This window comes from Natrarchaeobius chitinivorans (assembly GCF_003841505.1).
Lineage (GTDB): Archaea > Halobacteriota > Halobacteria > Halobacteriales > Natrialbaceae > Natrarchaeobius > Natrarchaeobius chitinivorans.
Genome location: NZ_REGA01000014.1, coordinates 106,707 through 128,795, shown reverse-complemented (window position 1 = coordinate 128,795; position 22,089 = coordinate 106,707). Strand labels below are relative to the sequence as shown.

Genomic DNA, 22,089 nt, shown 5'->3' with positions numbered 1-22,089 from the left:
AGAGGTATGGGCGACGCTCTCGAGGTTCTCCTGACGAACGACGACGGCATCGACGCCACGGGGATCCGCGCCGTACACGACGCGCTCACCGATATCGCCGACGTGACGGTCGTCGCACCCAGCGACGACCGAAGCGCCTGCGGTCGGTCCATCTCCCACGAGGTCGACGTGTTCGAACACGAACTCGGATACGCGGTCGCCGGCACTCCGGCCGACTGCGTCGTCGCCGGCCTCACCGAACTGGCGGCCGATCCGGATCTCGTCGTCGCGGGGTGTAACCGGGGTGCAAACCTCGGCGAGTACGTTCTCGGTCGGTCAGGAACGATCGGTGCGGCGGTCGAAGCTGCCTTCTTCGAGGTTCCCGCGATCGCGACCTCGATGTACGTCCCCATCGACGAGACGCCGCTGTGCGAAACCGAACTGACGACCGACGATTACAGCAACGCGACTCGAGTGACGACGTTTCTCGTCGAGAACGCGCTCGAGGCGGACGTCTTCGACCACGCTGGCTATCTGAACGTCAACGTCCCGATCGCTGACGGCTCCGCCGCGCCGGTCCAGATCACGCGTCCGTCGAAGCGCTACGCGATGGACGCCGAACGCATCGGCGAGTCGATACACCTCAACGACCGAATCTGGGAGACGATGGACCCGGCGATTATCCCCGATCCGGAGGGGACGGACCGCCGGGCGGTCGCCGAGGGGCGAATCAGTATTTCGCCGTTGACAGCGCCTCACTCGACGCTCGAGCACGAATCGCTCGAGCGCCTCGTAACGGCGTACGCCGAATCGAATGCGGTCGACGTCGTCGAGGCCGAGTGATGCGGATTACTGTCCCTGTGTACCGGCGCACCCGCGATCCAGGCGGCGGGTGCGCCGGCAAGGACGGACAGTAAACCGTATGAGACAGTCTGTTCTGACTGGTTGCAACACGTCCGGCCGAACGGAACAGTGTCGGCTGAACGGACCAGCAAGTGACACTTCTATCATGTTTCTATCTCAACCCGGGTTGATTTGTACTTCCCCGTCGAACGGTCACGTATGGTGACGGTCGAGATCGAATACTGCGTCCCGTGTGGGTTCCTCCCCCGGGCAGAAGACGTCCAGCACGCGCTCTTGACGACGTTCGGCGAGGAACTCGATTCAGTCGCGCTCTCGACGGGAACCGACGGCGTGTTCGTCGTCCGCGTCGGGGGCGATTCGGTCTTCAGGAAGGGCGAAGACGAGTTCGACGTCGACGAAATCGTCAGACGGGTTCGGTCCCGTCTGTAATCTCGGATCACGAACACCGTGAACGTATTGCACAGATGATGGATAATTCACTTGCGGGTCGCAAGGCGTCCACCCTTCGCCGGCGACAGCGACAGCGAAGTCGTGATCGGATCTCCGGCGGCACAAATATTACTGTTAGCACAGAAGATGGAGATACCCGCATCCCTGCAGGAACCGTTTCAATGAAGTGATCAATACATGGTATTCAGCACACTCTGGACTCGTCTGTCGTCTCTTTGGTCGGGGACATCGACCGAGGAGACGTCATCGGACGAGTCCACCACGGAGCCCACGGTGGAATCGGCGGCAACCGAACACGACGACGAAACGCTCAGTTACGCCGAAGAGATCGAGTACGGTGTCGACGAACACGAGTTGCCCGACGAGGATAAGATACTCAGACTGCTCGTCAAGCGAGGGGGCCGCGTCGACGAATCGACTATTCGCGAGGAAACCGACTGGGCGGCGGACCGCCTCGAGACGGTCATCTCCGGCATGGAAGACGACGATCAGATCAGCGCGATCACCGTCGGTCGAAAGCGAGTGATCTGCCGGCGGGGATTCGAACCCAAGGGGTATCGATCGCATCTCAACGAGTGATGGGAGTCCCCTACCGAGTGACGAACGTTCAGCATCGATGACCGGACGGGGGAAACGAACCAGGGCGATTCTCGATATCGGCATATTCCGGCCAAACCCCTTACCGTTATCCGACCCTTGAAGGAAATATGCTAGAACTCGCACTGCTGTTTTTCGTGATCGCGATCGTCGCGGGCGCAATGGGCGCAACTGGAATCGCCGGTTTGACGATGTCGATCGCCAAATGGCTCGTGTTGCTGTTTCTCGTGTTGGCCATCGTGTCGTTGGTGTTGTGAGGACGGCCTCGACGAGACGGTCAGACGAGCTGTTGTACAGCCATCCCGTGTGAGCGTGACCGTCTGCGCGCTCTCGGTACACCGGTACAGCAGACCGTGTCGTACGGACTGCTGTCAGTTATTTCCGAAGGCCGAACGACGACCCGCGGTCTCCGGTACACAGTGACAGCAATCCGTATCAGTCGTCACGTTCCTGCTCGAGGCGTCGGTAGCCGTCGACGAGCTGGTCGGGAAGTGCGTGTGCGTTCGCGTACAGCAATTCGACGACTGCAGCGACTTCGCCGAACCGCGTCCCTCGCTGGGCACAGAACGGGTCCGTCGTCCAGTCGACGAATCCGAGTTCTGCAAGCATCGGCAGGTGACGGTGCGTGAGGTGGAGACGAAGTTCCTCACACTCCGCCGACTCCGATGGGTCGACTGCCGCGTCCGGAAGGGGGACACGTCGACCGTCAGGCGAATCCATCAGCGTCACCAGCAACTGTCGTCTCGGCTCGGCCGATAACGCCTCGAACACCTCGTCCCACCGGTCGATCGCTGGTTTCGTATCTTGCAGTCGTTCGACGGTCATACTACGGTAACTGGGGTGCACACCAATAGTAATTACGGTGTATAACATTCGAAGACTTACGGTCGTAATCGAAGAATTATCTGCGGAGGATCGGGTAGGCGATCAGCCCCGTGACGAGAATCAACGCTCCCGAGACGAAGATGAGAAAACGGTACCCCTCGGTCGCCGACGGAAACGCCGTTTCGGCGAGATACGTAAACGTGATCGGGCCGAGCGTCTGTCCCAGTCGAAGCATGCTGGTTCGCATCCCCATCATTCCCGCCCGTAGTCGATTGGAGACGAACGTCACGATAGTCGTATCGACCGAGGGCATGGCGATTCCCAACCCGACGCCGAACACGAGTAACGAAGCGCCGATGAGCAGGGGCGACGGTGCGATCCAGACGCCGAGCAGACTCGTTCCGTAGGCGACGAAGCCGAGCGCGATCAGTTCGGGCGACGTTCGCCACTGTGAGATGCGCCCGTACTGGGATGAAACGGTCGCACTGGCGACCGAGACCATCGCCAACGTCAGCCCAATCTCGCCGGACGACAGCGCGAACTCGTCGCTGAGCAACAACGGCAACGCCGTCTGAATCGCACCGAAGAACACGAAAAAGATCGCGAAGATCGCGACGAAAATCGCGAGCGCCTGCGGGTGAACGGAGACGTCCCGAAGCCGTCGAAGGTACGTCTTCACGTCGCTCGATTGCTTCCCCTCCGGTTCCGGAAGCGTAAGCAACGCGAACACACCGATGAGTATCCCGACTCCGAAAAAGAGAAACGGTGCGTTCCACCGAATTCCGGCCAGCCCACCCCCGATGAGCGGATACGCCGCAGCCCCCGTTCCGATCATACTCGAGTTGAGTCCCATGACGGCGTTCTGTCGACCCCCCTCGTAGAAATCGCCGATCAGCGTCACCGCGAGCGTAACGAGGGCGCTCGCTCCGATTCCCTGCAGGAACCGAAGCGCCAGCAGTTCGGTGAAACTGGTCGCGAACGCGATTCCCGCGCCACCGATTCCAAACGTGAACAAAAGCGGAATAATGACACGGCGGCGGCCGATCCGGTCGGCGACCAGTCCGATAAACGGCGTCAGAAAGATGCCCGGAAGCGTGTACGCGGTTATGACGAGACCGATCTGTGCGTCCGTCACGCCGAACACCGGGCGCAACTCCGGGAGAACGGGGCTGATAAGCGGCACTCCCATCACGCCCATCAGCGAACTCGTGAGAATTACGTACAGGGCACTCGAGTCCCACGGAATTGCCGATGACTCACGATTACCGGTCGATTCTGCACTCATATCGGTTCGAGAAGTGTAGAAAACGAGGTGCCTGTCGTACGTCAAATTACCGATCCGTCTATATTTCGGATAAGTTTCCAACCTGTTTTTCGATAATGCTACGGACGGACACTGGAGTGAGAACTATGTAAGAACTGCACCGATCGACACACCCCTAGACGATCATCATGGCGATCAGGTGCTGGACGACGTGCAGTGGCTACGACAGTGGCGGGCCGACTCGAGAGAGCGAGACGGTTTGCTGTCCCGACGACCCGACGACCCGACGTCCCGACGTCCCGACGCGAACCGTTGCTGCTTACCCGGGACAGCGATTCCGATCAGAATCCCTTTCCGAGCATCTCGCGGGCGATGATGTTCTTTTGAATCTCGGTCGTTCCCTCGTAGATCTGGGTGATCTTGGCGTCGCGGTAGAACCGTTCGACGGGGAAGTCGTTGACGTAGCCGGCACCGCCGTGGATCTGGACGGCTTCGTCCGCGACCTCGACGGCGATTCGGGAGGCGTACTCTTTGGCCATCGACGCGAGTTTCGTGATGTCCTCGCCCTGGTCGACGTTCCAGGCGGCTTTGTACGTCAGGTTGCGGGCCGCTTCGGTGTTCGTCGCCATCTCCGCGAGTTTGTGCTGGATCGCCTGAAACTCCGAGATCGACTGCCCGAACTGCTCGCGATCCTGGGCGTACTCGAGGGCGGCGCGCGTCGCTCCTTTCGCGATGCCGACGCCCTGTGCGGCGACGGCGGTCCGCGTCTCGTCGAAAAACTGCATCTGTTGCATGAAGGCGGCGTCTCGGGTTCCGATCAGGTTCTCCTCGGGAACGCGGACGTCGTCGAAGACGAGTTCGGCGGTATCCGAGGCGCGAATGCCCAGTTTCCCGGTGATCTTCTCGGCGGAGAAACCGTCGCGGTCGGATTCGACGACGATCTGGCTGAAGCCGTTGTACCGTCCCTCGGCGTCGGGATTCGTCTCACAGAGGACGACAAAGAAGTCACCGACCGTCCCGTTGGTGATCCACATCTTGGTTCCGTTGATCACCCACTCGTCGCCGTCTTTCTCGGCACGCGTCGAAACCGAGGAGACGTCAGATCCCGTATCCGGTTCGGAGATCGCAGCGCCGGAGATTTTCTCCCCGAGTGCGACGGGTTCCAGGTATCGTTCTTTCTGATCTTCGGTGCCGAAGTTCATGATCGACTCGCACCCGAACGACGTCGAGACGATCGAGAGCCCGATACCGGCGTCGTACGCGAACAGTTCCTCGGTGATGATCGCGGTGTCGAGAATCGAGTAGCCGGCACCGCCGTACTCCATCGGAATGTACGCGCCGGTCATCCCCATCTCGGCGGCCTCCTCGACCACGTCGTGGGGGTACGTCTCCTCGGCGTCGTACTCCTCGGCGACGGGAACGATCTCGTTCTCGGCGAATCGTTGAACTTCCTCGCGGATTTGCTGTTGTTCGTCGGTGAGGCCGAATTCCATAGTGGACCTTCTCGACCGGCCGATAAAGACCTTTGTAACCAGATATGAACTTAATTGTAGTTTTTCCAATCAAACAGGGAAACGTTCAAACGGGAGCGCATTGCATATTCGAGCATGGAAGTGGAAGATATCAACACCATCGCAGTTCTCGGAGCAGGGAGCATGGGCCACGGAATCGCGGAGGTCGCCGCGATCGCCGGCTACGACGTGAACATGCGCGACATCAACGAAGAGTTCGTCCAGAGCGGGTACGACGACATCGAGTGGTCGCTCGACAAACTCGCCGAAAAGGACCAGCTCTCTCGAGATGAAGCCGACGCCGCCCTCGAGCGGGTGACGCCGCTGGTCGACATGGAGGAGGCCGTCTCGGATGCGGAGTTCGTCATCGAGGCCGTCCCCGAACAGATGGAGATCAAAGAGGACGTCTACGAAGAACTCGAGTCGGCCGCGCCGGATCACGCGATATTCGCGACCAACACCTCGAGTCTCTCGATTACGGAACTCGCGTCGTTTACGGAGCGACCGGAACGGTTCTGCGGGATGCACTTTTTCAACCCGCCGATTCGAATGCAACTCGTCGAAGTCATCTCCGGCGCTGAAACGGACGAAAAGACCCTCGAGGTGACCGAGGAACTCGCAGAGGCGTTCGACAAGACGCCCGTGCGCGTCCACAAGGACTCCCCCGGCTTCATCGTCAACCGGATTCTCGTTCCGCTAATGAACGAGGCCTGCTGGCTCGTCACCGAAGACGAGGCCACGATCGCTGAGGTCGACTCGACGACGAAGTACGGCATGGGGCTTCCGATGGGGAGTTTCGAACTGGGCGATCAGGTCGGCAACGACGTCAGCTACCACGTTCTCGACTACATGCACGACGTACTCGGCGAGGCCTACGAGCCAGCGCCGTTGCTCGAGGAGAAAGTCGAAAACGAGGAGTTCGGCCGGAAAAGCGGGAAAGGATTCTACGATTACGAGGACGGTGACGGCGTCCAGATCCCGTCTGACGAGCAGTCGGAACTCGTCGAACGGCGGCTGCTCGCGACGATGGCCAACGAGGCCGCAAAGCTGATCGGCGGCGACGTCGCTCCGCCCGAATCGATCGACGAGGCGACCCAACTCGGTGCCGGCTTCCCCGACGGTCCGGTCAAGCTCGTCGACGAGTACGGTCTCGAGGAACTCCACGGAGTCCTCGAGGAGGCATACGAGGAGACGGGACACGACCGCTACAGGCCGGCCGAGTACCTCGTCGAACGCGCCGACGCCGGCGGCTTTTACGACCTCGAGGACGACGCGGACGGCGTCGAGTTCGAATCCATCCGCGTCGAGTATCCGGGCGATATGGTCGGTCACGTCGTTCTCGACCGTCCACACCGCATGAACACGATCAGCGACGAGTTGCTCGAGGAGCTCTCGACGGCCATCGAGATGCTCGAAGACGACGAGTCGGTTCGGGCCGTCCTGATCACCGGCGAAGGCGGGAAGGCGTTCTCCGCGGGGGCGGACGTCCAGAGCATGGCTGGCGCTGGCGCGGATCCGATCGAGGGACAGGAACTCTCCCGGACTGGCCAGTCGACGTTCGGCGAACTCGAGTCGTGTGACATGCCCGTCGTCGCCGGAATAGACGGCTACTGTCTCGGTGGTGGGATGGAACTCGCGACCTGTGCCGACATCCGGATCGCGAGCGAGCGCTCCGAGTTCGGCCAACCCGAACTCGACCTCGGACTCATTCCCGGCTGGGGCGGGACCCAGCGGCTCAAGCACATCGTCGGCGAGGGTCGCGCGAAAGAGATCATCTTTACCGCGGATCGGTACGACGCCGAGACGATGGAACGGTACGGCTTCGTCAACGACGTCGTCGGCAACGACGAACTCGACGAGCGCGCGCTCGATCTCGCGACGGACCTCGCCGGCGGCCCGCCGATCGCCCAGAAGTTCACGAAGCGTGCGATGGCTGCCGGCCGAGACGACACGGACGCTGGACTCGAGTACGAGGCGTCGGCGTTCGGCCACCTGATGGCGACCGACGACCTGATGGAAGGGATCACGGCGTTTATGGGGGACGGTGATCCGGAGTTCGAAGGCAAGTAACGACGCTCGCCGACCGATCATCGGCATCCAGCGTGTACTAACCGAAATTCCGGTTAATTGAACCATGAGAACGGAAAGAAGGTTGATAGCTGGTCGCGAGATTTATCACCCAGAGGTACCATTGGTGACCTGTGGCTGTAATCGATGAAGAGAACGGAGGGGGTACTCGGTGAGTGACGGACCCGAGGTGCTCGTCGTCGACGACGAGGCCCGTCTCGCAGACCTGTTTGCCACGTGGCTCGAGAGCGAATGGTCCGTCGGTACGGCTTACGACGGCGAAAAAGCGCTCGAGAAGATGGCGGAGTCGGTCGAAGTCGTCCTCCTGGATCGTCGAATGCCGGGACTGTCAGGAGACGACGTCCTCGAAGTGATCCGCGACGACGGCTACGACTGTCGGGTCGTCATGGTGACTGCGGTCGACCCGGACTTCGACATCATCGAGATGGGATTCGACGATTATCTCGTCAAACCGGTCTCGAAGGACGAACTCCTGGACATCGTCGACGAGGTCTCGAACCGGTCCGAGTACGAGTCGGACATCCTCGAATACTACGCGCTCGTCTCGAAGAAAGCGCTACTGGAGTCCGAAAAGGCCGATCGAACGCTCGCGACCAACGAGGAGTACCAGCACCTGTGCGAGCGCATCGAGGAACTCGAACAGCGCGTCGACGAGGGAGTCTCGGGTCTGACGAGTCACGACGACTTCGTCGGTGCGTTCCAGGACATTCAGCCCGAAAACTGATCGGCGAACCCGAACTCGAAGCGTGCGCCCCCGTTCTCGCTCTCCGTCGCGGTGACCGACCACCCGTGTCCGGTAGCGACTTCTCTGACGATCCAGAGTCCGATGCCGAGCCCGTCCGACGAAGACGACACGGCGGGGTCGAAAAGATCTTCGCGAACGTCCCGGGGAATGCCCCGTCCGTCGTCTTCGACGAAAAATCCCGATTCGTCGCCATCGAGCGGGCCGATTCGGACCGAGATTGCCTCTCCCGATCCGTCAACCCCGTGTTCGATGGCGTTACGAAACAGGTTCTCGAGCAGTCGAAGGAGCCGTTCTCGGTCCGCTTCGATGGTCATCGATCCGGGAACCGAAAGCGTCCCGTCCCCCGTCGAGACGTGACCCCAGGCACTCTCGGCGACCGACTCGACGTCGACGGATTCCGTTTCGGCCGCCCACTCCCCGCCGCGTGCGATCGCGAGGACGTCCTCTATTATCGACTCCATCCGGTCGAGGCCGCCCCGGACGTTTTCGACGTGCTCGAGCGATCCCGTCTCCTCGATCACGTCCAGATATCCTTGCGAGACGCTGAGCGGGTTCCGAAGGTCGTGACTGACGATTCGCGCGAAGGCGTCGAGGCGTTCGTTTCGCTGCTGGAGTTTTCGTTCGCGTCGTTTTCGCTCCGTGATATCACGAACGACGCCGACAGACCCGAGAAACGTCCCGTTGCGGACGAGCACGGATACCTGCACCTCACAGGGGATCGTCTTGCCCGCTTTCGTCTCGAAGCTCAGTTCGATCGTATCCGTCGTCCGTCCGCCCTCCGCACGGAGTAACGACTCGATCGTCGTTTCACCGGCTTCGACGCCCGGCCCCTCGACCAGTATCGACGCGTGTTCGCCGAGTAACCCTTCCCGACTGTATCCGGTCATCTCGACGAGCGCGTCGTTGACCGTCATGAAGTGGCCCTGATCGTCCAGAACGTACATGCCGTCGCCCGCCGTTTCGACGAGCCGCTCGTACCGCTGGAGCGCCCGCTCGCACTGTTCGAGGCGGCCGTGGACGGCGATCGTCTCGAGAACGTACGACGCGGCGTCGGCAACCGACTGGATCGCGTCCCGTCCGGGCGACGAGAACGGCTCGAGTCCGTACACGACGAGGACGCCGTACAGTTCCTCGGGGGTCCCGAGCGGGACGGCAGCGACTGCGTCGACACCCCGCCCCAACGCGAGTTCGCCGAACGGGACGTCCTCGGGGTCGCTCTCGAGTGGCTGGTGGACCTGCAGGTCACGGCTTCGGATCAGTCGATCGAGCATCGGGTGTTTGCCGGTCCCGATCGCGAACGTTCGCCGGAGCGGCCACTCGGATCCCGTCGAGGGCGTGAGCCAGGGAACGATCTCTCGCTCTCTGCGGTCGTACTCGCCGACCCAGACGAACAGGAACCGATCGCTCGACGTGATCGATTCACGCAGGATCCGTTCGACCGTAAGCGGCGAACGAACGTCGACCAGTCGTCGTCTCGACTCGTCGACGATCCGGTCGAGGTCGGTACCGTCTCGGGCCGACCGGCCGTCGTCGGTCGTTCCGTCCGCGTCGATCTGGGCGGTCACGACGTCAGCCAACCTCGCCGACGGATCCGCGTCCTCCGCCCGGGCGAAGACTTCGCTCAGCACGGCGACGGAGTCGTTTCGTGGCCCGCTTTCTGCACTCCAGTGGACGAACGTTGGAACGCCGGGCGCTTCGGAGTCGACGGCGTCGACCACGTCCGGGACGTTCTCGACGGTGCTCGCATCGACGAGGACGGCGTCGATCGCATCCGCGTTCTCGAGGTGGGAGACGGCTTCCGAGGGGTGTTGGGCGATGACGACGTCGACGGGTGCGTCGGTAAGCGAGAGCGTGACGGACGCACGCGTCGCCCGATCGGTGCTCACACAGAGGACGCGCGGTCGGGTCATAGGGACTGGGTTCTCTTTGGTCGGCTGGTTTCGGTCCCCGTTTTCACAGCGGACCGAGACCGCCCCTGTCAGCGGCGTATCGGATACCGTATTCTCCGCGGCGTCTACCGCCGGATCATCCACGCTTTCTGACAGGCATCAGTTGAGGATTCACTTCTGTACGGATTGTTCTTTCGGCACCGCTCGAAACGCACACACCCGTTTCGCGGCAAGAAACGGCTATCGTCGTCGCCGAACCGATTCTCCCCGCTCGCACTCGAGTACTCTACAAGCGGTATCGGAGAATTCCTCGGGGCTTGACCTCGAGGCGATTCACGAGGGGCTTTGCCTGTATATCAAGTTTCGCTGAATCTCGTTTGCGCCCTCGTAGATGACCGGGATTCGGGCGTCTCGATAGACGCGGGCGATCCGTCGCTCGTCGAGCACCGATCGTCCACCGTGGAGTTGCATCCCGCGCTCGGAGACGTCGACAGCCGCCTCCGTCGCGTTCGTCTTCGCCAGCGCCGCCCAGTAGCCGGCGCGTTCGCCGTCTGCGACCTTCTCACACGCTCGCCAGGAGAGTGCGCGCGCCCGCTCGAAGTCGATCAACATGTCGGCGAGGTCGTGTTGGACCGACTGAAACTCGCTTATCGTTCGGCCGAACTCCTCGCGGTCGTGGGTGAACTCCCAGGCTTCCTCGATGGCGGCCGCGGCGAGTCCGAGGCCGTGGCCGGAGACGATCACCCGCCCGTGGTTGAAAAACTCCGCGAGCATCCAGAATCCCGCGCCTTCGGTTCCGATCAGGTTCTCCTCGGGGATTCGACAGTCCTCGAGCGTGACGTGCGCCTGCTTGGAGGCCCGCATCGCCATCTTCTCGGGGATGTGTTCTGCATCGTAGCCGTCCGCGTCGGTCGGGACGATAAACAGCGAGTGATTGCCATACCGGTTGGTCTCGTCGTCGCCGGTTCGAGCGTAGAGGGTCACCCAGTCGGCCTCGACGCCGTTGCCGATCCAGTACTTCTCGCCGTTTATGACGTACTCGTCCCCGTCCTTCTCGGCGCGAGTTTCCATTCCGGCGAGGTCGCTTCCAGTCTCCGGCTCCGAGACGGCAAGTCCCGACAGCTGATCGCCCTCCGCGACTGGCCGAATGTACGCTTCGCACTGGTCGTCGGTGCCGTACTCGTAGGTCATCTCACAGCCGAAACTCGCGAGCTGGAGCGTCAGTGCGATGCCTGCGTCCGCCCGGTAGAACTCTTCGGTGACCGCGAGCAACTGCGGGAGGTCGAGGCCCCGCCCACCCCACTCCTCGGGGATGTCCTGAGCGACGAGACCCGCCTCCTGGCCGGCCTCGAGGATCTCGTGGGGGTACTCGCCGGACTGGAAGTGCGTCTGTGCGCCGGGTTCGATCTGTTCGCGGGCGAACTGGCGCGCTTCGTCTTTGACGTCGCGTGCGTGTTCGGGGACGATGCTTTCCTCGAGCAAGTCCATGTCATCCAGGTCGACGGCGAGCGGAATATAGCCGTGGGTGGAGTACGCATCCTGAGGTGGGGAAGAAGGAGGTAGCGTACGCACCGCAGATACGTCTCATATCCCGACCGCGCCCAGAGGCGCGACCCGTCGTCTCGCTCTCCAGTCGGGCAGACCTCATTCGCCCTCCCGCCAGACAGATAGTCCCCATCGCTCGAGACGGACGGCGCTCACCGGAGTGTGTGCGGATCCTCGTCCGGTGACGGGACGGCTTCGCGTCGAAACCGTCTGATGTCCCAGGCGACGTCACAGACGACGTGGACGTAGAGAACGACGCCGATCACGACTGCCAGTCCGGTACTCGCGAGTGCGACGGCCGGGACCAGGACCCCCGCGAGAACGAGGTGGCTCAACAGCCGCGACAGGGCACCGACGTCCCCCCGGTCGAAGATTCGCCCCTGATCGGCGACGGCGGCCGAGGGGTGAGAGAGACAGAACCGGACGGCGTTCCAGTTACCCGTTTTCACGCGGGCGATGAGAAAGTGATCGAGGTCGATGAGGACGCCGAGAGCGGTCGCGCAGGCGACGACGGCGACGGCCGGAACGACGGATCCGAAGACGGTGATCGGAGAAAGCGCGTACACGAGGACGCTCGAGGCGACGATCGAAATCGCGGCGTGCTGAGAGGAGTACATCGCTACTCACCTGCTCGCTGAAACGCCGTCGACGTACAAAACCGTCCCGCACCGGCGCGGGTTCGAGGGCGGAGAAGGGGTGTGGCGGCCCCGTACGTGACGCCGGCCCCGTTAGCCCGCGAATCCGGTGAGCAACCACTCGCCGTCGTCGCCCTCGTCGTCGCCGATACTCGGCGCGCTGACGAGGACGAACGCGCTCTCGTCGTCCCCGTTGTGGATCTGGCGAGTCGATTCGGGGGGAATCCAGAGGGCGTCACCGGTCTCCATCTCGATCGGATCGTCGTCGACGACGACCGTCGCCTCGCCTTCGATGAGGACGTACACTTCCTCGTGGTCGTTGTCGGTGTGGTCGTGCGGGCGGCTCTTCCATCCAGGATCACACCGAGCGACCGTCACCCCTACCTGCTCGGTCTCGAGCGGATCGCTGAGAAAGTGCATGGCGCTCGAGACCTGATCGACGTCCTCGTAATTCACCTTCCGGTAGGACATATGTGACTCTTTGACGCGACAACAGTAAAACTACGCGTTCCACTTCCGGAGACGATTGCAGGAAGGCGACCGATCTTCACATCCGTCTGTCAGACAGGATCACAGAAACGCAGGAAAGCGCTGCGAGTGGAAAGCGACGACAGGTGTGCGAACGGAACACGCCGGAGACTGCACGAAACCGCGAACGGGGCGTGATGCGGGTAACTGTCGGTCAGTACCGGCGCACTCGCGATCCGAGCGGCGGGTGCGCTGGGAGATCGGTACAGTAACTCGTATGAAACCGGCGATAGCCGATAGCGGCAGGATCGCGGACGGGTCTACCGTCCCTGCGAAATCGGATCGAACTCGTCGACCGGGATCACGGAGTAGTCGACGGTGAGCGCGTCCTTGGTCGCGCGGATCTTGCCGACGAACGTCGAGATGTCCTCGAGTTCGCCCTCGAGGACGAACAGTTCCATACAGTAGTGATCGCCGACGTGGCTGTGGAAGTTCGACGCGACGAGGTCCTCGTGTTCGTGGCGCAGGTGCATCATCCGTTCCTCCACGCTGGTCGTCTCGTAATCGAACAGCACCGTAACGATCCCCATCAGGTCCCGATCCTCGAGCCGGGTGTCTTCGAACTCGCCGAGCAGGTTCCGGGAGGCTTCCCTGACGACCTCGCTTCGCCCTGTGTAGCCGTGTTCCTCGGCGAACTGATCGAGGCGCTCGAGAAGTTCGTCCGGCATCGAGACGCTTACGACTGCCATATAATAACTCGAGACGCAGAATCTATTAAGGCTTATCATCGATCTGCGCGGTGGAGCGCTCAGGCGATCGAAATCGGAGGCCCAGGCGATCGAAGTCGGTGGCCGAAACGCTCGAGAGTTGCTCGGTCACCCAGACGTGATTTTCCGTCGGACAGTAACTTTTCCGTCGGGCCAGTAACCGTTGCCTGTCGGAACGGTAAACGGCGTCCGGCCGCTGTACGGATCACTGGACGGCTGCCCCGGTCCATCTGTTCTCGTTTTTCGGACAGGGCGCCGGGAGACGGCACCAGCCAACAACTATAAATCCGATCGGCTATAGATGCCAGCAAAGCGGTGCACGACGTGATTTCGACAACACTCCGCTCGAATCGGCTGTTGCTCGCCGTATCGTTCGCTTGCTTCGCCGTCGCCGGCGTCGCGAACGTCACCGTCGACGCAGTCGCACCGACGATCGGTGCGACCGCGCTCGCCGTCGTCGGCGTCTACTGCGTCGCCCGCTACGCCAGCCGCGTCACGCGTCAGACGCTCGCTCACCTTTCGCTTGCGTTCTGGGTCGGGTTCTTGCTTGTCGCGGGCATCCACGCGGTCGGGATCGAAACGGTCGCCACGGCCGTTCCCGGACCGGCCGATAGCCTCGGCCTCTCGCTATCGGCGATCACGTGGGCGACGCTCCTGACCGCGTGCTCGGCGACGACGTTTCTCGGCTTTCGAGAGTACAGCGCCTCGCCGGGGACCGACGTCCCCGACGAACAGGTACTCGAGGGCGAAACCTCGGACTACTCGACGCGGTAACTGATCGCGATTCCCTCGCCGAGCGGGAGAACGATCGTCTCGAACGCCGGATCCGCCGTCACTCGATCGAGATAATCCGCGATTCCCCGAGTGTGTTCGTTCATCTCGACGTCAGCGTGGCCGTGGTCTGCGTCGGAATCGGTCCCCTCGTCGCGTTCTGACGCCCCATTTTCTCGAGAGCCACCGGTGACGGAGTCGAGCAGTTTCTCGAACTCGATCGGACCCGCGGTGATCGCGTTGTCCGCGACGATCACCCCGCCGACTGGAACCTTCGGCCGGACCGCCTCGAACGCGTCGACGTACCGGTGTTTCTGATGGTCGACGAGGACGACGTCGAACGGACCGTCGGAGCGCTCGATCGTTTCCATCGCGTCACCGAGTTCGTATCGGGCGAGGTCGTCGTACCCACCCTCGGTCAGGTACGTTCTGGCGAGTTCGAGTTCGTCCTCGTCGACCTCAGTCAGTACGATTTCGCCGTCTTCGGGTAACGCGTCGGCGAACCAGTACGCCGAGTAGCCATACCCCGAACCGAACTCGAAGATCCTGTCCGCGCCGACCGATCGAGCGACGAACCGGAGGAACGCGCCAACGTCCGGTCCGACGTGGGGAAACCCCTCAGCGTCGGCGAACTCGTCCATCTCGCGGAGCGTCTCGTCGGGATCCGGGCCGACGGTGCGAACGAAGCGAGCGATGTCGTCGTCGAGAACGTCCATACGGAGACTTCGAGCGCGAGATGCATTATACGAACCGTTGGCCATCAGTACCGTGCGAGCACGACCCGTCTACAGTTTTACCGGAAAATACTTTCACGAGTCCGTGGCACTGACTTCTGTCCGACAGTATTAGTATCCGGCTCTTCCAGTCTCCGATACGACAGTGCTCGAGGCAGTCGGCTGGGAGTTACAGTACACGCCGTTTACACCGATTTTGGTAGCTGCTGGGCTCATCATGGCTTCGATCGGAGTCTACGCCTGGAACAACCGTGGCGTTGCGGGTGCGACCAGCTTCGCCGCGTTGATGGCGGCGACCGCGCTGTGGGCAGTCACCTACGCGTTCCAGCTCGCGGGAACCAACGCCGCAACGGTCGGGTTCTGGGCGAACGCGAATCACGTCGGCGTTGCGGTCGTCCCAGTCGCCTGGTTTTGCTTTTCCCTGCAGTTCAGCGCCAGAGATCGGTGGTTGAATCGGTGGACGGTCGGCGCACTTTCGGTCGTTCCCGCCGTCTATCTGCTGTTCGTCTGGACGAACCAGTACCACCACCTCGTGCGAGGCCCGATCGATCTGAAACCGGTCGCAGATGGTGCGCTTTTCGTCTCCCAACACGAGTTCGGGATCGTCTTCTGGGCACACGCCGCGTACAGTTACGCGCTGATGGCCGTCGGCGTCCTGTTGCTCACCCACCTGCTGTTCTGGTCGCCGGCGGTCTATCGCCGACAGGTCGGACTTGTGATCGTCGGTGCGGCGATCGCCGCCGTGACGAACGTCCTCTATCACGCCGGACACGGCCCGCTCCCGTCCGTCGATCTGACCCCGTTTAGCTTCACGGTATCCGGGCTGATATTTTTCCTCGCGATCTACCACTATCGGTTGTTCGATCTGACGCCGGTCGCACGGGCGCTGATCGTCGACACGATTCAGGAGGGGATGGTCGTTCTCGACACCGACGGCCGGGTGGTCGACGTCAACGAAGCGGCGACGCGCCTGCTCGAGGTCGAGACGCCCGACGTCATCGGCCGTTCGTTCGAATCGTTGCTCGCCGACGACGTCGAGTTCGTCGATCCGGACGTCTACCGCTCGGCCGATCGGACGGACGGAGGAGTGGCTGCGGGCCCGAATTCGGCCGGAAGTCGCGGAGTACGTCCTGAATCGCTGGCGAGTGAGTCGATCGACACCCGATTTCTCGACCCGAGTCGCCCGGTCGACGAGGGAGTTCCGGTCGAGGCGGAACTTATCGCCGACTGTGGATCGACGCGGCGTCACCTTCGACTCTCTGCAACCCCGGTCCTCGGCGTCGGCGGGGATCGACTGGGTCGATCGATCGTCATCCGTGACGTGACCGAAACCCGTCGCCTGCAGGCCGAAATCGACGACACTCTCGATCGGTTGCGTCGGTCGAACGCGGAACTCGAGTCGTTTGCGGGCGTCGTTTCCCACGACCTGCGAGAGCCGCTTCGAACGACCGAGCGGTACCTCTCGCTTCTCGACCGGAACGCCGAGGGCGAACTCGATCCGGACGACGCCGAACTGCTAACCGTCGCTCGAGAGAACGCACAGCGAGCACAGGAGATGATCACTGACCTGCTCACGTATTCGAAGATCGAACACGGGACGGGAGAGTTCGAACGCGTCGACTGCAACCGCCTCGTCGCAGACGTGCTCGACGGCCTGCGCTTCGAAATCGAAGACCGAAACGCGACGATCGAAGTCGACGATCTGCCGACGGTTTTCGGTATCGATCACCTGCTCCGGCGGCTCTTTCAGAACCTCCTCGCGAACGCCCTCGAGAACGCAGGCGAGACTGCCCCCGACGTGACCGTCTCCGGGGAACGAAACGGCGAGCAGTGGGTGTTCACCGTCAGTGACTCGGGCATCGGCATCGAACCGGAATACGCCGACCGCGTCTTCGATCTCTTCGAGCGTGGGGACAGGACGGGGACCTCCGGCGGAACGGGAATGGGACTGTCCATCTGTGAGAAAATAGTCACGGTACACGGTGGCACGATCGAACTCGATTCGACACCGGGCGTCGAGACGTCGGTGACCGTCTCTATCCCCGTCGACCCGCCGGGCGGATGATCAGTTCCCCGACCGATCGGCGAGTTCGTCCGCGACCGCTTACCCTGCCCGTCTCGAGCGGCCGAACCGGTCATCGGTCGTCGGTCTCGAGGCGATCACACAGGTCGGCGTAGGCCTCGTTCTCCTCGAGTCGGACCTGTGGATACGCCGCTTCGAGCAATTCGCGTCTGGCACTCAGCGACGCTCGTTCGCGGTTCTCGGCGGATTCACCTCGGCGCTGGAGCTGTTCGTCGATAGCCTCACGGACGGTTTCGCTGACGATCGGCTTTCGAAAGAGCGCGTCGCAATCGACGTCGATCAGGTCGAACGCCGGCCGATCGCCTACGAGGAGAATCGTTCGACACGTCGGTGGGACCGATTCCACGAGGTCGGCGGGAGTTACACCCGGGAGATCCTCGTCGAAACAGACGACGTCGACCGACTCGTCGAGTTTCGAGGCGAACTCGTCGTCGTCGTGCGCTCGACGAACGGTGTATCGATCGACAAGCCACTGACTGTACATGTCAGTCATACGATGGTTCGCGTCGGCGAGCAACACCGTCGGCGTCACCGCCTCGAGGTGACGTTCACCCCATTCGCTGAGCGCCGAAAACACCGGCTGAAGATCCTCGCCCGCGTTCGTCAGCGCGTACTCGACTCGGAGCGGGGACTCGCTGACGACCGTCCGCTCGACGAGTTCCGCGTCGGCAAGCCCTTCGAGCGTTTCCGAGAGAACCTTTCCCGAAACGTCGGGGATCGCCGCCAGCAACTCGTTGAATCCAGCTGACCCGCGGTGGTGGAGCGTAAGAACGACCACCGGGTGCCACTTCTTCGATAGCAGTGACAGTGCCTCGAGTGCCACGTGCGAGGAAATCGGTACGTCGGCTACGTGAGTCGGCATGGAATCGATTCCAAGCGACACTTCATAACTGTTCGGTCTATTGATGTCCGAGCTGGCGGTTCCCAGCGCCGAAGTAATCACCGACGACGGGGTAATTCCGTAACACATAGTTTCACTCGGTTCGAGGCGTGTGGTATGGATTCCACGGGTGGCGTCGATCTCCTGCTCGTCGAGGACAACCCCGACGACGCCCGCTTTGTCGAGCGGTTGCTCGTCGAACACCGGGCCGAGTCCGACGCCTCCACCGGCGAAACGGCGCTGACGATCGAAACGATAGAACACGTCGGTTCGCTCGACGGTGGCCTCGAACGAATCGATACGGAGCCGCCTGACGTCGTACTGCTCGATCTCATGCTCCCGGACAGCGGCGGACTCGAGAGCGTCGACGCAGTAGTCGGGCACGCGCCGTCGGTTCCGGTCGTCGTACTCACCGGTCGAGACGACGCCGACGTCGGTGCACGCGCGATTCGCCGCGGCGCACAGGATTACCTCGTCAAAGGAACGATCACGGCCGAATTGCTGCTGCGAACGCTTCGATACGCGATCGAGCGGGCCCGGACCCAGCGTGAGCTGCGCGATCGAAACCACCGCCTCGCGCTGTTGAATCGCCTTCTCAGAACGGGTATCCGTGACGATATGAGCATGATCGTCGGCTGGGGCGACCAACTCCACGAACGGGTCGACGACCGTGAGGCTGCCGTCGTCGACGAACTGCTTTCGGCCGCAGAACACGCCCTCGAACTGACGGATACCGCCGCGGATCTGGTCGACGTCCTCTCGAGCGACGCGGACCTCGCCCGCGGACCGGTCGACCTCTCGTCGATCCTCGATGCGGAGATCGCTCACCTTCGAGAGGATGCCGACGTCGACGTTTCCATCGAACGATACGGTCCGGAAGAGCGGGTTCTCGTCTCCGGGTCGCCGATGCTCGGATCGGTATGCAGACAACTCCTCACAAACGCGACGGCCCACACGGAACGCGAGACGGTACGTATCACCGTCGAAGTCGAGACGGCCGACGATCGGGTCTCCCTTTCGATCACCGACGACGGCGTCGGCGTTCCGGACGCACAGAAACGGTCACTCGCAAACTCCAGCCGGACGACCGACGATCCGATCGTCGGGGCAGGTCTCTTTCTGGTGTCGACGATCGTCGAAGAGCTGGATGGTGAGTTCGAAATCGAGGACAACTATCCCCGCGGAACCGTCGTTACGGTCACGTTGCCGACGGCATCGGCGGGGCGACGAACGTAGCGGCCCCCTCCGGACGCGTCGGCCGTCGGCAGCGACGCCGCCGAACGCGATGGGGATGGCCTACGCTCGTTTGTGGCTCCAAAAGTTTGTGGCTCCAAAATGACGTACCCACGTCCTCGGGTCCGCAGCGGGTCGCGGTCCGACAGTATATAGTCCTCGCCGGCGTTCGGTTACCAACGGAATGCGACTGATCGCTCATCGAGGATTCGCCGCAACCGGTCCCGAAAACACGATCGCTGCCGTCCGATCGGCGGCCGAACGCGCGGACGCCGTCGAGTTCGACGTACGCCGGTGTGGATCGGGGGAACTCGTCGTAATTCACGACGAAACCATCGACCGCGTCACCGGCGGCGTCGGAGCGGTTGCCGACACCAGCCTCGCGGAGTTACAGACACACACCGTTCTCGAGTCGAGCGAGCACATCCCGACCCTCGAGGAGATGCTGACGGTCGTGCCGCCGGACGTCGAAATCAACCTCGAGATGAAGGAACTCGACATCGCGGAGGACGTCCTCGCCGCCATCGACGGCGTCGACAATCGCGTCGTCGCGACGTCGTTTCTCGTTCCGGAACTCCGGCGGATGCGCGAACTCGACGCCTCCCAGCCGACCGGCCTGCTCGCGAGTCGGCGACTCGACTCGCCCGTGACGACTGCGGTCGAACTCGGCTGTGACGTCATCGGGGCGAACTACTGGCGGTGTCTGGGAACGCGACTGGTCCCGCGCGCCAAGACCGTCGGGCTCGAGGTTCACGCGTGGTCGATCGAACGACGCACGACCGCAGCCGCACTCGAGTTGCGAGGAGTCGACTGCATCTCGGCTGATCGACCGATTCCGCTCGGCGACTGATCACGGCGGCCGGCTACTCGACGCGATCGCCGCCCGAACTGTTCGCCACGAGTGTCGAAATCCGTGCGTTTTCCTTGATCCGCAGTCCATCCCCCGCGACCGAAAGCGGAATGAGCGGCAGGTGAGACGCCACCAGCATCGACGGGTGCGATCCGCCACGGGCGAGGAGTTCGTTTCGCGGCTGGAGCTGGAGAGGCTCTTCCAGGTCCGTCAGAAACTCGTTGTGCTGGACGACGTACTGACCGCCGTCGAGGTTCCACCAGCCGAACTCGTCGTCGGGATTTCGAAGCTCCGTCGGGACTGGCTCGAGGTCCGCATCCTCGAGTTCGTCGCCGCCGAAATCGATTCGACCCGGGGCCGCGACCTCGTAGACGGCACTGACCGTCAGATCGACCCCGTGTTCGTGGACCTGTGCCGGTTCGTACACAAGATTGTCGATGTACTCGACGAGAGGGGGTTCGGCGGACATTTCGGGTAAACGAACGGTACGTGGGAGCAAAAAGGATACCGATCGCTCGAGAGCGCTCGCTCACTCGTACTTCGTATCCCGTCGTACTCCGTAACCCGTGTAACTTACGCCGGCGTAACTACACGAGTTACTCCAAACTCATCTATCACTTTTGGTACCCGAATCAGAAGGGGCTCTCCATGGTACTTCACTTCGCCAAAGCCACGAGCATATTCGTCAAGACCCTTCCGTTCGTATTGCTCCGGATCGGAGTCGGGCTCTTGCTGGGAATCGCTGCGGTGTGTTACTTCGGTATCGTCGTCTGGCTGGGGGTCAGGCTCCTGGAGGCGGGAACGATCTCGGGCCCGATCGGCGGGATCGGACTCCTGGTATCGGTACTCGTCTTCGTCGTCGCGTGGCGGCTGTTCAGTAGGTACGTGCTGTACCTGGTGAAAGCGGCCCACATCGCCGTCATCGCACACATCGTCGAAACCGGGGACGTGCCGTCGAACCAGGTCCAGTTCGGCAAATCACAGGTTCGCTCGCGGTTCTCCGAGACGAGCGCGCTGTTCGCCGTCGATCAACTCGTGAAAGCGATCATCAAGCAGTTCAACAACGCGGTCGTCTCGTTTTCGAGCCTGTTTGCGTTCCACTCGGGCCTTCGAAGCGCCGTCAGGCTCGTCGGGCGTGCGATCGCGCTCGCGGCGTCGTACATCGACGAAGCGATCATCGCCTACATGTTCACGGCCGACGAGGAAAACCCCTGGCGAGCAGCCAGAGACGGCGTCGTCCTCTACGGAAAAAACTGGAAGCCGGTTCTCGGCTCGACGCTGGTGATCGTCCTCGGAATGTACGCGGTCGCCTTCGCCTTGCTCCTCGCGATGACCCCGCTTGCGAGCGTTCTCGGGGGTCTGTCCCCCGCCCTCGAGGTGGCCGGCTGGGTCGTCGTCGTCGGGGTTGTACTCTCGGTGTACGCGGGAGTTCTCAAACCCTGGGTGAAGACCGTCGTCATCACGACGTTTCTTATCGAGTCCCGATCGGATACGCCCGACAGCGAGACGGCAGACCGGATCGCGAGCAGATCGAAGAAGTTCCGCGAGTTGACCGACGAGGCCGAAACCCGGGACCGAGAGCCAGCGGTCGCGCCGGCGGATTGATCGATCCCGCGCTTCCGATAGTCGTACGTCGGATAGATATGTTCGAAGATCGGTCGCCCTCCTGCGGCCGTTGCCACGGGAGACGACTGCGAATTCGCGACCGACATCTCACTGACCGCTGTCCCACAGTATCACCACCCCGATCGAAACGCGCCATTCGAATGCACCCGACCCGGCTTATCGCACCGACAGCCGGACGACCCCAATCCGGAGGAAAAGGCGGTTGGCCCCCATTCCTGATCCAAACCCTTTAGCAAGTATCCTTATAAGGGTGGTATGGATAAAGGGAGACGAGTACGCTATCTA

General features: G+C 62.2%; 22 protein-coding genes. 11 read left to right on the top strand and 11 right to left on the bottom strand.

Annotated features, from left to right (window positions below; genetic code table 11):
• The first annotated feature begins 6 nt into the window (after positions 1-6).
• The 4 genes from surE to EA473_RS15320 all read left to right on the top strand — a co-directional run bounded on the left by surE (position 7) and on the right by EA473_RS15320 (position 2,147).
• The gene (gene surE, locus EA473_RS15335) at positions 7-822 is read left to right on the top strand and encodes a 5'/3'-nucleotidase SurE (protein ID WP_124196531.1); all 816 of its coding nucleotides are present in this window, start codon (positions 7-9) and stop codon (positions 820-822) included.
• 219 nt (positions 823-1,041) lie between these two features.
• The gene (locus EA473_RS15330) at positions 1,042-1,272 is read left to right on the top strand and encodes a SelT/SelW/SelH family protein (RefSeq protein WP_124196530.1); all 231 of its coding nucleotides are present in this window, start codon (positions 1,042-1,044) and stop codon (positions 1,270-1,272) included.
• A gap of 198 nt (positions 1,273-1,470) precedes the next feature.
• Positions 1,471-1,872 carry a helix-turn-helix transcriptional regulator gene (locus EA473_RS15325; RefSeq protein WP_124196529.1) on the top strand — a complete coding sequence of 134 codons (402 nt, stop codon included), beginning with the start codon at positions 1,471-1,473 and terminating at the stop codon, positions 1,870-1,872.
• 128 nt (positions 1,873-2,000) lie between these two features.
• Positions 2,001-2,147 carry a DUF1328 domain-containing protein gene (locus EA473_RS15320; protein ID WP_124196528.1) on the top strand — a complete coding sequence of 49 codons (147 nt, stop codon included), beginning with the start codon at positions 2,001-2,003 and terminating at the stop codon, positions 2,145-2,147.
• A gap of 178 nt (positions 2,148-2,325) precedes the next feature.
• Here the strand turns inward: EA473_RS15320 and EA473_RS15315 are convergent, their stop codons facing one another.
• From EA473_RS15315 to EA473_RS15305, 3 genes are all read right to left on the bottom strand, one after another.
• The gene (locus tag EA473_RS15315; protein WP_124196527.1) at positions 2,326-2,715 is read right to left on the bottom strand and encodes a hypothetical protein; all 390 of its coding nucleotides are present in this window, start codon (positions 2,713-2,715) and stop codon (positions 2,326-2,328) included.
• Positions 2,716-2,791: 76 nt separating this feature from the next.
• A complete protein-coding gene (locus tag EA473_RS15310) occupies positions 2,792-4,000 on the bottom strand; it encodes an MFS transporter (RefSeq protein WP_124196526.1) in 1,209 nt (402 codons plus the stop codon).
• Positions 4,001-4,320: 320 nt separating this feature from the next.
• A complete protein-coding gene (locus EA473_RS15305; protein WP_124196525.1) occupies positions 4,321-5,472 on the bottom strand; it encodes an acyl-CoA dehydrogenase family protein in 1,152 nt (383 codons plus the stop codon).
• Positions 5,473-5,586: 114 nt separating this feature from the next.
• Between EA473_RS15305 and EA473_RS15300 the strand changes: the two genes are divergently transcribed.
• Entirely contained in the window at positions 5,587-7,560 is a 1,974-nt protein-coding gene (locus EA473_RS15300; protein WP_124196524.1) for a 3-hydroxyacyl-CoA dehydrogenase/enoyl-CoA hydratase family protein, read from the top strand.
• A 169-nt stretch (positions 7,561-7,729) separates the two neighbouring features.
• Positions 7,730-8,302 (top strand): HalX domain-containing protein, encoded by a 573-nt coding sequence (locus EA473_RS15295; protein ID WP_124196523.1) that lies wholly within the window; start codon positions 7,730-7,732, stop codon positions 8,300-8,302.
• Here the strand turns inward: EA473_RS15295 and EA473_RS15290 are convergent.
• The 5 genes from EA473_RS15290 to nikR form a co-directional block, all read right to left on the bottom strand.
• Positions 8,287-10,233, bottom strand: coding sequence for a PAS domain S-box protein (locus EA473_RS15290; RefSeq protein WP_124196522.1), 1,947 nt, complete (start codon positions 10,231-10,233; stop codon positions 8,287-8,289). The genes EA473_RS15295 and EA473_RS15290 overlap by 16 nt on opposite strands.
• 312 nt (positions 10,234-10,545) lie before the next feature.
• Positions 10,546-11,700, bottom strand: a complete 1,155-nt coding sequence (locus EA473_RS15285; protein ID WP_124196521.1) for an acyl-CoA dehydrogenase family protein — start codon at positions 11,698-11,700, stop codon at positions 10,546-10,548.
• A 209-nt stretch (positions 11,701-11,909) separates the two neighbouring features.
• Complete coding sequence (locus EA473_RS15280) at positions 11,910-12,374, bottom strand: hypothetical protein (protein WP_124196520.1); 465 nt, start codon at positions 12,372-12,374, stop codon at positions 11,910-11,912.
• A gap of 111 nt (positions 12,375-12,485) precedes the next feature.
• The gene (locus EA473_RS15275; RefSeq protein WP_124196519.1) at positions 12,486-12,863 is read right to left on the bottom strand and encodes a cupin domain-containing protein; all 378 of its coding nucleotides are present in this window, start codon (positions 12,861-12,863) and stop codon (positions 12,486-12,488) included.
• Positions 12,864-13,180: 317 nt separating this feature from the next.
• Positions 13,181-13,609 carry a nickel-responsive transcriptional regulator NikR gene (gene nikR / locus EA473_RS15270; protein ID WP_124196518.1) on the bottom strand — a complete coding sequence of 143 codons (429 nt, stop codon included), beginning with the start codon at positions 13,607-13,609 and terminating at the stop codon, positions 13,181-13,183.
• Positions 13,610-13,942: 333 nt separating this feature from the next.
• On the opposite strand from nikR, the gene EA473_RS15265 reads away from it, so the two are divergent.
• Positions 13,943-14,401, top strand: a complete 459-nt coding sequence (locus EA473_RS15265) for a hypothetical protein (protein WP_124196517.1) — start codon at positions 13,943-13,945, stop codon at positions 14,399-14,401.
• Here EA473_RS15265 and EA473_RS15260 read toward each other — a convergent pair.
• The gene (locus EA473_RS15260; protein ID WP_124196516.1) at positions 14,386-15,114 is read right to left on the bottom strand and encodes an O-methyltransferase; all 729 of its coding nucleotides are present in this window, start codon (positions 15,112-15,114) and stop codon (positions 14,386-14,388) included. The genes EA473_RS15265 and EA473_RS15260 overlap by 16 nt on opposite strands.
• Before the next feature lie 163 nt (positions 15,115-15,277).
• On the opposite strand from EA473_RS15260, the gene EA473_RS15255 reads away from it, so the two are divergent.
• Entirely contained in the window at positions 15,278-17,197 is a 1,920-nt protein-coding gene (locus tag EA473_RS15255; protein WP_279387667.1) for a histidine kinase N-terminal 7TM domain-containing protein, read from the top strand.
• Positions 17,198-17,267: 70 nt separating this feature from the next.
• Here the strand turns inward: EA473_RS15255 and EA473_RS15250 are convergent, their stop codons facing one another.
• The gene (locus EA473_RS15250; RefSeq protein ID WP_124196514.1) at positions 17,268-18,077 is read right to left on the bottom strand and encodes a winged helix-turn-helix transcriptional regulator; all 810 of its coding nucleotides are present in this window, start codon (positions 18,075-18,077) and stop codon (positions 17,268-17,270) included.
• 135 nt (positions 18,078-18,212) lie between these two features.
• Between EA473_RS15250 and EA473_RS15245 the strand changes: the two genes are divergently transcribed.
• Both EA473_RS15245 and EA473_RS15240 read left to right on the top strand, forming a co-directional pair.
• Complete coding sequence (locus EA473_RS15245) at positions 18,213-19,331, top strand: hybrid sensor histidine kinase/response regulator (RefSeq protein ID WP_124196513.1); 1,119 nt, start codon at positions 18,213-18,215, stop codon at positions 19,329-19,331.
• 181 nt (positions 19,332-19,512) lie between these two features.
• Positions 19,513-20,178, top strand: coding sequence for a glycerophosphodiester phosphodiesterase (locus EA473_RS15240; protein WP_124196512.1), 666 nt, complete (start codon positions 19,513-19,515; stop codon positions 20,176-20,178).
• 13 nt (positions 20,179-20,191) lie between these two features.
• Here the strand turns inward: EA473_RS15240 and EA473_RS15235 are convergent, their stop codons facing one another.
• A complete protein-coding gene (locus tag EA473_RS15235; protein WP_124196511.1) occupies positions 20,192-20,647 on the bottom strand; it encodes a dCTP deaminase in 456 nt (151 codons plus the stop codon).
• Positions 20,648-20,826: 179 nt separating this feature from the next.
• On the opposite strand from EA473_RS15235, the gene EA473_RS15230 reads away from it, so the two are divergent.
• On the top strand, positions 20,827-21,783 hold the full coding sequence (locus EA473_RS15230; RefSeq protein WP_124196510.1) for a hypothetical protein: 957 nt from the start codon (positions 20,827-20,829) through the stop codon (positions 21,781-21,783).
• Positions 21,784-22,089: the final 306 nt, after the last annotated feature.

Coding starts and splice junctions, on each gene's coding strand:
- EA473_RS15235 (WP_124196511.1), bottom strand. CDS start 20,647: ATGTCCGCCGAACCCCCTCTCGTCGAGTACATCGACAATCTTGTGTAC.
- EA473_RS15280 (WP_124196520.1), bottom strand. CDS start 12,374: ATGTACTCCTCTCAGCACGCCGCGATTTCGATCGTCGCCTCGAGCGTC.
- EA473_RS15305 (WP_124196525.1), bottom strand. CDS start 5,472: ATGGAATTCGGCCTCACCGACGAACAACAGCAAATCCGCGAGGAAGTT.
- EA473_RS15300 (WP_124196524.1), top strand. CDS start 5,587: ATGGAAGTGGAAGATATCAACACCATCGCAGTTCTCGGAGCAGGGAGC.
- EA473_RS15240 (WP_124196512.1), top strand. CDS start 19,513: ATGCGACTGATCGCTCATCGAGGATTCGCCGCAACCGGTCCCGAAAAC.
- EA473_RS15330 (WP_124196530.1), top strand. CDS start 1,042: ATGGTGACGGTCGAGATCGAATACTGCGTCCCGTGTGGGTTCCTCCCC.
- surE (WP_124196531.1), top strand. CDS start 7: ATGGGCGACGCTCTCGAGGTTCTCCTGACGAACGACGACGGCATCGAC.
- EA473_RS15285 (WP_124196521.1), bottom strand. CDS start 11,700: ATGGACTTGCTCGAGGAAAGCATCGTCCCCGAACACGCACGCGACGTC.
- EA473_RS15245 (WP_124196513.1), top strand. CDS start 18,213: ATGGATTCCACGGGTGGCGTCGATCTCCTGCTCGTCGAGGACAACCCC.
- nikR (WP_124196518.1), bottom strand. CDS start 13,609: ATGGCAGTCGTAAGCGTCTCGATGCCGGACGAACTTCTCGAGCGCCTC.
- EA473_RS15325 (WP_124196529.1), top strand. CDS start 1,471: ATGGTATTCAGCACACTCTGGACTCGTCTGTCGTCTCTTTGGTCGGGG.
- EA473_RS15315 (WP_124196527.1), bottom strand. CDS start 2,715: ATGACCGTCGAACGACTGCAAGATACGAAACCAGCGATCGACCGGTGG.
- EA473_RS15290 (WP_124196522.1), bottom strand. CDS start 10,233: ATGACCCGACCGCGCGTCCTCTGTGTGAGCACCGATCGGGCGACGCGT.
- EA473_RS15230 (WP_124196510.1), top strand. CDS start 20,827: ATGGTACTTCACTTCGCCAAAGCCACGAGCATATTCGTCAAGACCCTT.
- EA473_RS15310 (WP_124196526.1), bottom strand. CDS start 4,000: ATGAGTGCAGAATCGACCGGTAATCGTGAGTCATCGGCAATTCCGTGG.
- EA473_RS15275 (WP_124196519.1), bottom strand. CDS start 12,863: ATGTCCTACCGGAAGGTGAATTACGAGGACGTCGATCAGGTCTCGAGC.
- EA473_RS15260 (WP_124196516.1), bottom strand. CDS start 15,114: ATGGACGTTCTCGACGACGACATCGCTCGCTTCGTTCGCACCGTCGGC.
- EA473_RS15250 (WP_124196514.1), bottom strand. CDS start 18,077: ATGCCGACTCACGTAGCCGACGTACCGATTTCCTCGCACGTGGCACTC.
- EA473_RS15320 (WP_124196528.1), top strand. CDS start 2,001: ATGCTAGAACTCGCACTGCTGTTTTTCGTGATCGCGATCGTCGCGGGC.